At 41.4% G+C, this 13,257-nt stretch carries 8 protein-coding genes; all 8 read right to left on the reverse strand.

What is annotated here, in order from left to right; genetic code table 11:
* Positions 1-76: 76 nt before the first annotated feature.
* The 8 genes from MFF31_RS22745 to MFF31_RS22780 all read right to left on the reverse strand — a co-directional run bounded on the left by MFF31_RS22745 (position 77) and on the right by MFF31_RS22780 (position 13,250).
* Positions 77-1,690, reverse strand: a complete 1,614-nt coding sequence (locus tag MFF31_RS22745; protein WP_238191293.1) for a glycoside hydrolase family 3 protein — start codon at positions 1,688-1,690, stop codon at positions 77-79.
* Positions 1,691-1,719: 29 nt separating this feature from the next.
* Positions 1,720-3,363 (reverse strand): response regulator transcription factor, encoded by a 1,644-nt coding sequence (locus tag MFF31_RS22750; protein ID WP_238191295.1) that lies wholly within the window; start codon positions 3,361-3,363, stop codon positions 1,720-1,722.
* On the reverse strand, positions 3,360-5,171 hold the full coding sequence (locus MFF31_RS22755) for a cache domain-containing sensor histidine kinase (protein WP_238191297.1): 1,812 nt from the start codon (positions 5,169-5,171) through the stop codon (positions 3,360-3,362). The genes MFF31_RS22750 and MFF31_RS22755 overlap by 4 nt, the downstream gene beginning before the upstream one ends.
* 17 nt (positions 5,172-5,188) lie before the next feature.
* A complete protein-coding gene (locus MFF31_RS22760) occupies positions 5,189-6,562 on the reverse strand; it encodes an ABC transporter substrate-binding protein (protein ID WP_238191299.1) in 1,374 nt (457 codons plus the stop codon).
* 115 nt (positions 6,563-6,677) lie between these two features.
* Positions 6,678-6,878, reverse strand: a complete 201-nt coding sequence (locus tag MFF31_RS22765) for a hypothetical protein (RefSeq protein ID WP_238191301.1) — start codon at positions 6,876-6,878, stop codon at positions 6,678-6,680.
* 9 nt (positions 6,879-6,887) lie between these two features.
* Positions 6,888-9,794, reverse strand: coding sequence for a DEAD/DEAH box helicase (locus MFF31_RS22770; RefSeq protein WP_238191303.1), 2,907 nt, complete (start codon positions 9,792-9,794; stop codon positions 6,888-6,890).
* Positions 9,791-11,377, reverse strand: coding sequence for an SWIM zinc finger family protein (locus tag MFF31_RS22775; protein WP_238191305.1), 1,587 nt, complete (start codon positions 11,375-11,377; stop codon positions 9,791-9,793). The genes MFF31_RS22770 and MFF31_RS22775 overlap by 4 nt, the downstream gene beginning before the upstream one ends.
* Before the next feature lie 127 nt (positions 11,378-11,504).
* Positions 11,505-13,250, reverse strand: coding sequence for a sensor histidine kinase (locus tag MFF31_RS22780; protein WP_238191307.1), 1,746 nt, complete (start codon positions 13,248-13,250; stop codon positions 11,505-11,507).
* Between the last annotated feature and the right edge of the window lie 7 nt (positions 13,251-13,257).

Raw genomic sequence — 13,257 nt, forward strand, 5'->3', positions numbered from 1 at the left:
GCGATGCAGAGGTTACCCCCTGATCGCCACTTTGTCGTTTCACATATATTATTAATCAAAGAATCTATAAAAAGAATTAGTTCAAAGGAGCACTCCAGCCAAATGGATAAGCTGGTGAAATTTCAAGAGGAAGCGTTCCTACAGGCTTCAAATCACCTAACAAGACTTTAGCTGCTGAAGACAAAGCTAATGGTCTGCACTCATATACAGCTACATACGATTTCACTTCAGGGTACAGCAGCAAATCTAATGGATTACGAACTGAAACAGCGACTACACGATCCCCTGCTAGCTTAATTGCTTCAAGAGCAATATCTCTTTCCTGCGGATGCTTGGAAGCGTCATAGGTTACTACGACGATTTGTTCGAAACTTTCAATACCATCCAGCGGATCTTCGCTATTCATCTTCCGTTCAACAATAGTTGCACCGTAGTGTGATAGGAAATCCCCAAGTGTACCGTCACCAGAGAGCATCTCATCTGCAACAGATACTGGTACGATATCTGGCCATAGTACCAAAGTTCTTACTTCACGTTTAAGCGGCAATGAAGCACCTTCGTTTTTAACAAGCGTTACAGAAGCTTCACTCCACTTTCTAGCAACTGCCTTGTTTCTATCTGTTCCGATTTCGCCCTTTACTTGCTCCCAAGGTGTAATCTCTTCTTCCAACTGCAATTTTTCTTTCAAGCGCATTACACGCTCTACCGCTTCATCGATACGCGCCTCAGATAATTCTCCGCTCTCTACTGCCGCAGTAACTGCTTCAAGCGCTGCTAGCTGCTTCGAGAATGTATGGCTCACTAATACCATATCGGCTCCAGCTTTAATCGCTTTAATGGAACCTTGTTCAGGTCCATAAAACTCATCAATCGCACTCATCTCTAAACAATCGGTTACGACAACTCCATCGTATCCAAGTTCTTGACGAAGCAATCCCGTTAGAACTGGTTCGGACAATGTCGAAGGGACGCCTGTTGCATCAAGTGCTGGCAAGCATACATGCGCTGTCATTATGCAGTCCGTTCCCACTTCGATAGCAGCTCGGAATGGCAAAAGCTCAATTGCATCTAACCGCTCACGGCTATGCTGCAATACTGGAAGTGCATGGTGGGAATCAACAGAAGTATCGCCATGACCAGGGAAATGTTTTATAGTAGCGGCCACACGTGCTGATTGGTAACCTACTACCGCTGCTGCTCCCAGTTCAGATACAACTTCAGAACGATCACTATATGATCTTACATTAATGACAGGATTGTCAGGGTTATTATTGACGTCAATACAAGGTGCATAATTCATTGTAATTCCTAGCAAACGAAGCTCTTCACCGCAAATACGTGCCGTTTCTTGCGCCGATTCAGCTTGTGCTGTAGCCCCAAGTGCCATATTTCCTGGCATAAGAGTTACACCGTCTACTAGTCTTGCTACCATTCCGCCTTCTTGGTCAATTGCGATAAACATCGGCGGTCTACCAGCCTTTTTTGTCAATTGCTGTAATTCAACGGACAGGCTATGTACTTGCTCAGCATCCTTAACGTTACGTGTAAAGTAGATTGTTCCTCCGATTCCATAGGAGTCAATAAGTTCTTTGATTTGCTCTGTTGGCTCATAACCATGGAACCCGAATACGAATAATTGACCTATCTTCTCTTTTAAACTCCAGTTTCTCCACTCACCATTGCGAACCATTTCATTACACCCTCTCACAAATAGTCGAATTATAAACTTTCTTCACTAGCCTCGTTAGCGCTAAGCTCCCGACATTGAAATTTACTGCGGTAATCAGTTGGATTGTCGCCGGTATATTTCATAAATACCTTTGTAAAATAACGGCGCTCCGCATAACCAACCTCTTTAGCTATTTGAGCAACGCTTCTCTGGGATTCGGCAAGCATAATTTTCGCTTTCTCCATTCGTTGACGAGTAACATATTCAATGAACGTTTCCCCATAAGTCTGCTTGAACAATAAGCTAAAATAGGAAGTGCTTAGTCCTACATAAGTCGCTGCTTCCTCAACGCTTAAATCACGGTAAAGGTTGCGATCAAGAAACAACTTTGCTTCAGCCATAGAATTTTCAGACTGTTTCTTCTTGTCTATTGATCGCTCGGAAACTGCATTAGTAACTTGCTGAATAAAAACAAGCAAGTCTTTAATACCAAAGCGACGATCTAATCTTCGCCACAATATTTCCTCTTGCTCCCGTGAGAAAACAGACATTTCTTTCATTTCCCTCATCAAATGAAGAACGAAGAAGTGAAGCAGCGGTTTGACCCTAGCACTGTTATGCTCATTCAAATGCTGTAATTGTTGTGAGATGCTTTCAACTCCAGAGTCAATCGCATTGCTATCCCCCCGTTTAACTGCACTGATCATCTTCTCAGCAGTAACCCAGAAAGCTTGATCTGCACTTGTAGACCTTTGATGATCCGACGGGTAGAACGAAATGGTATCATGTGCAGGAGTTAACTGCATTCCACGTTGCACAAGTTTAAATGCCCCTGATAGATCATCCACCCCAGTAAACTGCCGGTAAATACCTGCATTCAGCGACAGCTTTACATGGTTCTTAACTGCAGTAAGCAGCATTGAAGCCCAACCTTGTATCAATTCATTATTGAATATAACGGATTTATCCGTCTCTATCAAGACACACCATTCGCCATCCCTCGTTTGAATGACAGCATGATGTAACCCATTCGTTTGAAGCTTCTCCCTTAGTACATTACACACAGCGAAATTCCATAGCTTTCGTTCTTTGTCAGGCCAATCACGCCAATCCTTTGTTTTCTCTGAACTAACATCAAGATCAAGGACAATCATGACATATTGCTGTAGTCTGAGCTGCTGCTCATCCCCAGTGAAGAGCCAGTGACTGCCTGAGAAGTCTGTGTAGTCCATAATAATATCGTAAAGGATTTTTTCATTGGCTAGATCGATCATACGACCAAGCTTCTGCTGTTCCTCCAAGAGTTGTTTCTGTTTATTCCGTTGGCTGGACATAATACGTGCAATAACACCTGTTAATTCATCATACGGAATCGGCTTTAAAACGTAATCATTGACCCCATATTGAATGGCAGCACGTGTATATGTGAAATCTTGATATCCAGATAACATAATAATATCGCATGGCATTTCTTTTTCTCTTATTTGCTTAACGAGCTCAAGTCCATCCATCACCGGCATCCTAATATCACAAAGGAGCAAGTTTATTGATTCCCGCTCCATAATTTGAAGAGCCTCCACGCCGTTTTTAGCGACTCCTGCAACGGTTAATCCGAGCATTTCCCAGGGAATAACCTTTTCCAAATTTCTAGTAATGTGTGCCTCGTCATCAACGAGGAGCACCTTGCCTATCATAGCCCCTCACCTCTGCTCTTAGGTATTACGCAACGTATCGTTGTGCCGCAGCCCTCAGAGCTGCAAATCATCATACCATAACCTGCACCGTAATGGATGCGCAATCGATCTGCAACATTTCGAATACCTAATCCCCTTCTCTCGCCCATCTCAGCTTCATCATGTTTTTTACTTGAAGGGCTGTAGCCTTCTGCAAATTTATAAAGGACACTATGATTTATTCCAATTCCATTGTCACTAACTATTATAACAAGCTGATGTGGTTCAACTGTAACTTTAATTGAAATTACACCTTGTCCATCCAAATAACCATCGAATCCATGTTGAATGCTGTTTTCAACTAATGGCTGCAATGTAAGCTTAAGTATCGTGTAATCAAATACCTCTTCTGGAACATCAAGCTCATAAGTAAATAAATCCTCGAATCGATATTTTTGAATCTCCAGATAACTTCGCACATGTTCAACTTCCTGCTTAATACTTATTTCCTCAGAATGATGCATACTCGTGCGCAACAAATTGCTTAAACGACGAACCATTAACATGATTTTGCCGCCCTCATTCTGTGCAGCAAGTGCATTGATTGACTCCAGCGTATTAAACAGAAAATGCGGCTTAATCTGAGCTTGCATAAGCATCATCTCAGCATGCTGTTTTCGTTCCTGTTCGTCCCTTACTTCAATGAGCAGATCACCAATTCGCTCTACCATACTGTTGAAGCTATTAGCGAGCAACACCGTTTCGTCTTTTCCTTGTGCTGTTATCCGTATATCTAACAATCCTTGCTCAACTAATCTCATCTTACGAACAACTTTAATAATTGATTTAGCTACACGATTGACGAAAAAAACGTTAAACAATACTGCTGAGAGTAGTCCTATAATAGTAATCATACTGATCCACTGTACGAATCTAATATTTTCATTCGTTAATGAATTCCAAGGCTGAACCGACACAAGTATCCAACCGTTTCTATCTAATTGATAGGATGAAACTAAGCTGTCAACCTCGTCAAATTTCATTCTGGAGCTTTTATAGTTCTGCGTCAACTGTGGTCTTGACTCAGTATAAAGATCAATGCTCTTCCCGTCATATTGCTTATTACTATCGAGCATGATTAGACCCTTATTATTTAGAATGAAATATCGTGCCCCTAAAGATTCCGCATCCGGATTTTGAAATGCCTTTAACATGCTGTTAATTTCTTCCGTCTTATATTGGGTGACCAAAATACCAAGGTCATTAAACGATTCCATGTCCTTAACTACACGCATCATCGTAAATAACGGGGGGGTCACCCCAGTAAGCTCACGTTGCTCATACGGCCCAATCCATAACGGCTTGCCACCTAACTTAATGACATCGTAGTAAAGTGGATTTTGCTGTAAATCCCCAAAAGAAATTGGCTCAAACGTAGTTGGATCATTACGATAGGATGTAAACCTTGTCCCATCACTCGAATATAACACAACAAAACTTACAGCAGGATGTTGAAACAATATTCTACTCATTTCTTTCTCTGCTCTATTAATTTGTATAAGGGAACTCGGTGCAGCAGAAGACAAATCATTGTGCTTTAGTGTGCTTTGAACTTCCGAACTGATTACATTTCCATTCGAGAGTTGATCCATCTCTCTGAAAAAGTAAGAAATATTCCCTCCAATTGCTTTCAGTGTTATTTCTGATTGTTCACTGTATTTTTCCTCCAGCAATGATTCGGAGTTCATAAAAGAAAAGATACCAAGACCAATCATAGGAATAATGATAAGTGATATAAAGGCAAGCATAAGCTTAGGTCTCAAATTCATTCCGCTATGCCTCCTAATTACTTATTACTTTGAAACTCAGGTGGATTAGTACTGAATCCGGAGGATTTCACCTGTGCTGAATTAGCCTTATTTTGAACAGCTTGAATTTTCTCTGCAACCTGCTGCGGCGTTTGCAATTTACCAAGTAATTCTTGCAACCCTGATCCAATCTCCGCTGTTACTGAAGGTTGTACAATAGCATCAAAGGCAGGCCATTTGCTAGTCGCTTGAGACATAACTGTTACAATTTCGTTCATTAGCGGATCCATATCAGAAGAATCCGTCATCTTCATAGATGGAAGCAATTTATCTTCCATGAACGCTCTCTTTTGTACATCTTCATTAAAGTAATTTGCAATAAATAATTTTACCGCTGCGATTTGATCCTCTGTTAGATTGGAAGAGAAACCGAATCCATTGGAATAAGAAGAATTAAGAGACCCTTGATCCCCCATTCCATTCGGTATTGCAGGGAAAGAGAAAAATCCGATCTGACCTCTCAATATTCCTGCATCCATGCTTGTGAAAGGGTTTGCATCCCACGTACCGGTAAATACCATCGCTGCTTTACCTCGCAACATATGACCTGCTTGAGATGAATAAGGCAACGCTAACACACTTTTTGGGAAATATTCTCTATCTACCAGTTCTGAATACGCTTCAAAACCTTTAATAAAGTTAGGGTCTGTCCACTTTGCCTCGCCAGTTAACAGATCATAAAAAGCATCGATACCTACATGTCTTTCCATAATCGTATTCCATAACATGCCTGCGACCCAAGCATTTTTTGCAGCTAGACCAAATGGTGTATAACCCGATTTTTTAATTGTTTCTGATGCCTCTATCAGCTCATCCCATGTTTTGGGGATTTCGATCCCAAGCTCATTAAAGATTACTTTATTATAAAATACACCTTCACTATAACCGCCATAGGGAATGCCATATATTTGTCCATCGATTGTGAACTCAGCGAGACTTTGAAACTTATCTATGAGATTCAGCTCTTGCAAAATCGGTGTGAGGTTCAACATTCGATTAGCTTTCACATACAGCTTAATATCTGCGCCTCCGAACACCTCAAATATGTCAGGCGGGTTACCTGCTACCATCTCTTGCTTAAGCTTTGTATCGCGATTAACAATTTCGTCAATACCTTCTAACTTAATCGTTATCTCAGCGTTCTCAGCCATTGTCTTCGCTACTACATCCTCAAGTAAACGCAAACGAGGCTCACTTGATTCTTTTATCTGAGTATGTCGTAGTGAAAGTGTAACTTCCCTGTATTTATTAGTTTCAAGCTCGCTAGGTGGTGGAGTTTTATTTTTACCGCAAGCGGACACATTCGTCATTAAAACAATAATTACAGCGATTAGGACAAAGCGTTTCTTCACGCAGGAAACCTCCTCGCACGATACATTGCCCCCCTACTTCGTCATTACTATTATAGCCTCTTCCATATGGATGAGACGAGAATAAAAACGGCTGATAGGGGGATACATTTCTATTTTATTGACGAAGCTTCTCTGTAATATGTTTAACCTTTTCGTAAAATTTCTTCCACTGCTCGTTAGCATGTGGTGGTCCCAATGACCCATCAAAGGACCTGCTTTCATTATTTCGGTCACCTGACGACTCATTAGATTGACTTGGATGATAGCTTGTTAGCTTAAGCCGGTTAGCTCTTTCACGCAAGTTTTCCTCAACCATTCCGTCTCATCATCCTTTCAACCAGCCTTCACGCAGCGCAAACAAATCTTTGAGCTCATCTGTACTCAATTCAGTAATCCAATTTTCTGATTGGCCGACAACTTGCTCATTAAGCGACTGCTTACTTTCGATCATTTCATCGATCTTCTCTTCAAGCGTTCCAAGCGATATAAATTTATGCACTTGAACTTGCTTCGTCTGACCGATTCGGAAAGCCCGATCAGTAGCTTGATTTTCTACAGCTGGATTCCACCATCTATCATAGTGGAACACATGATTTGCGGCAGTAAGGTTCAGTCCTGTTCCTCCTGCTTTGAGAGATAGTACAAATGCGCAGCATTGCTGCTCCTCCGATTGGAACTTTGTGATCATATCATCGCGTTTAGCCTTTGGAACGCCGCCATGTAAATAAGGCACAGGCATACCAAGCTGTTCTTCAAGCATACTTTGAAGCTGCGCACCCATCTCTACATATTGAGTGAAAATTAAGCAACGTTCTCCTTCTGCCGCTATCTCTTCACACATCTCCAAAAGTCGAGCCATCTTGTTAGAACGATCTGTTCCCCAAGCTTCGCTCCCAGTTTCTTTGAGCATTAATGCAGGGTGGTTACATAACTGCTTTAGCTTTGTTAACGTCGCCAATATTAAACCTCTGCGCTGCATAGCATCGAGCTTATCAAGCTTATCCATTAGATCGGAAACAATGTTTTCGTACAGTGCTCCTTGCTCAGCAGTCAACGTCATATAGCTTTTAGATTCTATCTTATCTGGAAGTGACAATTGTATAAGCGGATCCTTTTTCACCCGGCGAAGCATAAAAGGCTTCACCCAGCGCTGCAATCCTTCAATTAGTTCCTTATCTCGTGTGCGTTCAATTGGAACAACGATCGCTTTACGGAATTCCGTTATCGTACCTAAGTATCCTGGGTTAATGAAGTCATAAATTGACCATAGCTCTGTCAATCGATTTTCCATAGGTGTACCTGTTAAAGCAATTCGATGATGTGCGGACAGTCTTCTGATCGCACTCGATTGTTTTGTGTAAACATTTTTAATATTTTGTGCTTCGTCAAGACATAAAGCATTCCAAGCTACAAGGCTAAGTTCTTCTTCATCTAATTGGGCTAAGGAATATGAGGTAATGAATAGATCTGCCTCTCCAGCAGCTTCCTCTAATTCCGCTCCCTTTAATCGCTTGCTGCCATAATGGAGCATAACTCGCAGGCTTGGGGCAAATCGTTTCAGTTCCTTCTCCCAGTTTCCAATAACTGATGTTGGACAAATAAGGAGTGATGGCCCACTAACTTCATTCTCCATTTCCTTAATAGAAATGAGATACGCCATAAACTGTATCGTTTTCCCTAGGCCCATATCATCCGCAAGCACACCACCAAGACCAAATTTTCTAAGGAACAGAAGCCATGAAACGCCTTGTTGTTGATAAGGTCTCAGCTCGCCCAAGAAAGTATCCGGTGGATCAACTAATGGTATTTGAGAGATATGTTGTAATTGTTCAAGCCAAGCCGTTAAATGTTCATTCAGTTCAACCTCTGCCCGTAGCTCAGCTTCAAGATCTCCTCCAATGTCTAAATCAGAACCACCACGAAGGTGCATCTCAAGAACGTCACGGAATGAAAGACCCTTTCTCTTCCCTACTCGCTTCAGCCACTGCTTTATTTGTTCAACATCTTGTGGATCAAGATGTACCCATTCATCTCCAACTTGGAATAAACGACGATTTTCTTCCGCCATCTTAAGGAACTCGCCTTCGGATAAGTTGACATCTCCTAACGCAAGCTTCCAATCGAACTGCACGATTTGGTCGAGTCCAAACATGGATTGCGCAGAAGACCCCACCGAAGATTTCATCTTAGCCTTTAATCTGAGCTTCCTGGAACGAACAGCTTCCCACCATGCTGGCAACAGCACTGGACTTCCAGCTTCAAGCAGAGCTATACTGCCATGCTCCAAAAAGGTCCAAGCTTCCTGCTCGCTGAGCACTTCCTTAAGGTCACCCATCCGTAACTCGTCTTCCAGCTGTGGGAGGACATTAATCCACCTAACCACTTCTTTGTCCATCTTCGAGCTTAAAAGTGGATGCCACTCCTCAGGTATCGAAATTTGTTCATCCGTCTCCTCAGCTACCCAACCCGTACTCTTTGCATCCCGCCCAATAGGGAACCATGCGCCACCTTCACGGCTTTGCAATACAGGCCGCAGCCTCCATACGTTCCCACCGCTAGGTTCAACTAGCTGCAACGCTGTTCGAAATGGAAGCATATCCCTTTCTATGCCAATAGCGATGAGCCATTCCTGTTCATCGGTTCCTTTACGTCTCAATACACCTTCGCCAGACTCTGCTCCGATAGAAGTCCATATCGCTTTCAATTCCTCATCAGCCAATAGCATATCTTCTACAGCTTCACCCAGCCAGCTGCTAATGCCAGTGTCTCCATTATTGAAAGCATCTTGTAGTAAAGCTTCCCAATTCTCTTTTCGTTCCGATTCCTCATCGGGGAAATACGCCATCCAACTCCGATTTGATTCTGTCCAATTGACCCAATCTGGTACGAACCAGCCGTTTATCAAGATGTGACGTATATGACTTGCAAGTTGAATCATAACGGAGAGCCTATCCGTCCAGATTATATGCAGAAGCCTAACAGGTGCAGGCGATGACAAATAGTCAATTGCTAGTAAAGGAGAAAGCTTCAATATGGAATGACTACCCATTCGTAGTTCCTCTACATCCGCTCCATACCAAGAAGCTTTATGCCAAGCAAATAATAAAGAGCGCAGTTTGCCTTCTGGCTGCTCCTTCCGATCCAACGTATTGATAAGTAAAGCCGATTTGCCTTCTTCTACACTCCATGCACCGTCAATTGTAATTTGCCTTGTGTTAGTGAATGTCCTCATGTTACAACTTTCCCTTTCCACAACTCTTCCTGTAGCGCTCTAAGTCTTTGATACTTCGCAACAAGCTCGATTAGATAGCCCTCCCACTTCTCTGTTTCCTTCGATGCCTTATATAGCTTTTCAAGCTTTTTCAATTGTTTCGCAGCCATCCGATAGCCTTGCCTATTTCTCGTCCCTATCGCCGACTCAATCGATTGATGATAAATAGGCACTAATGTATGTGGGGCAACTTTAGCTACCTCCCTAAGCTCAGGTGCATTAATTTCCTCAGGTTTAACACCAATAAATAACTGTAAATCAGCCCATTCCTCATACCTCTTTGCATTTAACCAATGCTCTGACAGCTCGATATAAGAATATGGAAGCATATCCGTCATATACGCCGTCCATATAGGCAAATCTGGCCTAGCTTCATCCGCTTTTCGACAGAGCGACATAAATGGCCCTATATTACGAGCATTGCGGTTATTAGAAATACGCTCATTTAGGAAACTCATCCATTTGAGGGCGATATCCCATTTGCCCTCCTCTATCCTCTTTGCAACACAAGGATAAATGATTTTTTGTGAGCGTTCAAACGAACCTAAAACAAAATGCTCAATAGATTGATCATCCTTATGATCAAAAAAATACATCTTACCCGCAGCGATATGAATAAAGGATACGTTTCTTGACTCATCCTTTGGCAATTGTAATTCCAGCAGCAATCTTGATAGCTCTCGCTCATACCATTCACGGTTTACCGATAATTTCTCACAGAAACTTAAATAAAGAATACTCCAATCAAACAATTGTTTTTCAGTGAGCAACGCTCTGCCTTTAATATGAACGACCAGACCGTCACTCCAATCAAGTTCCTGCTGACTCATTTCTGTTGGTTCAAGATCTGAGACAAGAGTATTACAGTGCTCAACCCAAGGTTCAGCCATTCTTATAAATGACATCTCATGATAATAACGACTGAAGCTGTCTACCGTTAATATCGCTCGTTCTGCCTGCTCCATTACAAAAATAATTACGGTTGCCCAATGCAATCGCTGGAGCGGTTTCTGCCAATCTTTAGCCAACCCTTTTAAACTAGATAATAACGGCTGGAGCGGATGAAGCGAATGTCGACACTTTTTCCATGTCTCGCCATGCTCCGCCTCCATCCATGTAAGCCAATCCTCTAATGTATCACTTTCATTTGGAGGCATTAATGATTCCGTCCGTTCAGTACCATCCTCTGCCTTAACTAAATTTCTCGCTGGTGATAAGCCTAACAATCTAAAATAACATTGCTCGGCCCCTTCTGGCCCGCCTTTGTGCTCGCTGCAATATTGAAGATACAGGGCAACGATATGCTTGCAAAGTCCATCGTACAAACAAGTACAATTGCTGTATCGGAGATGCTCAGCATCAATGACTACCGCATACAATTCTGAACCTTTTACAACGCCAGTTAATGTACTATGAACCGTCGCCTGTACATTTTGCACCTGACCATTTTTATAATAACTCCATCCCCGCTTAATAATGGGGCTTGATATATAATCACTAAGTTGCTGTTCCAGCACAGAATGCAGCTTCTCAAGTAGTCGCATGGGAGAGGACCAACACCTTTCTTCCCGTTCATTTGCATTCTTATTATTATATCAAAAAAACGCCATCACGACGAATGCTTTCGGCTCTGATGACGCTTCATATTTGATTACACAAGAACATAAACAGTTATAGTGGCAGCTTCACAACAAAAGAAATTTTATCTGGGGCATCGACAACTACATATGCCTCACCCTTATAACGATCTGCAATTGTCTTAACGATGGAAAGTCCGAGTCCTTGATGCAGTTGCTTCTTAGTAGAAAACCCTGCGACAAATAGCGGTTTTGCAGCTTTTTCTGCTGCATCCTCACAAGTATTAGTAATTTTCAGTTCCAGAGTATGCTCGGACTGTGTTCCAACTAACATTACCTCTCGCTTACTTTCTTCATACTTCATCACTTCATCAAAAGCATTATCAATTACATTTCCCAATATTCTGTTAATATCTAAAGTTTTCCCACCCATACCCTCAATATGCAATCCGTTAAAACAACATTGGAAAGCAATTTTATAACTTTCTGCTTGTGATATTTTCGATCGAATAAGGGCTGCAATAGCTGGATTCCCTATACTAATAATGTCGTTCATTTGACGAATTTCACCAGTGAGCTCTTTCGTATAAGCAATTAACTCATTGTGCTTATTTAGTTCAGCAAGTGAATGAATGGTTTGTACATGATTTAGAAAATCATGCCTTTGAGCACGTATCGAGTCAAACATACTGTTTATTTCTTCTGTATATGTTTCCTGTGTGACGCTAACCGCTTTTTCCCTTGAATGTTTATAATAGCGCATCGCTACGATTGCTATTAATAAGCTAATAGCTGTAATTAACAAAATAACAAATCCTAAATTAAGAAATTGCTTGTCCAACTTACTCGTTATGATGCCATGATCGGATACGATGGACAATACATAACTCTCTAATTGTTGACCCTTTTCATCTGCGATACTAAATCCTTTGCCTTGAACAGAAACAGGAATAAACATTTTGTAAATATCACGACCGTCAATCCATTCCTTCATCGTAAGTACTTCTTTTGTACGATAAGCTTTATTCACAAACTCAGCATCTCGTTCTGATTTTATCGTATATGAACCGTATAACTGTGGGCGCTGTACAAGATGTTCCTTCAGCTTGCCATCCTCTAACTCTTTCTTAATTCCGTGAGGAAATGTAGTCGGATTCATTAATGTTATTTCTATCAAAGATTCACCGTGCTTCGTCAAATCTTGAATTAATCGATCGACACCAGTAATTCGATTGTATTCTTCCTGCGTTTTAAAAAGAACATAGGGGTCAATGATGTAATTGGTTGTTCCATCATAGTAATAGCCCCATTTATATATTTTACTTGGATCAGTTGCAGATATTTCAAACGGTCCACCCCAAAAGTTAGTCATTTCCTGACCTAGCCATTTTTCGCTATTCACTTTTTGGTCAAATAAGTCGCTAAACTTACTATACCAAGGTATCCATGTTTTCGTACCTTTGTTCAATTGGGTTGGATCGGAGGAGCGATACAAAATGATATCTTCTTCTGTTCTTTTTAACAAACTAATGTGTTCAATATCTAACTTCATACTAAGCTCCTCAAGCTGCTCGTTCGTGACCTTTTCTACATCGGGGTCAAGTGCATATTGAGCAGCAATAGCAGCAGCACGAAGTTCTCTACTAATTTGTTTCTCAAATTGCTCTGATCCTAGTCGCGACTGCTCAATTGCTAATTCAATTTGCTTACCTAATGTGAGCATCTCAAGTTTATGATCTTCTTCTAACGTGTTTTTCGTTAAAAAATAATACGCTGTATTATTTATAAGAATCAGCACAATTACTACGCTGATTGACATAAGCCATATTTTGCGCTGCATCTGTTGT

Origin of the sequence: Paenibacillus sp. L3-i20, assembly GCF_022180385.2 — a bacterium.
Taxonomy (GTDB): Bacteria; Bacillota; Bacilli; order Paenibacillales; family Paenibacillaceae; genus Pristimantibacillus.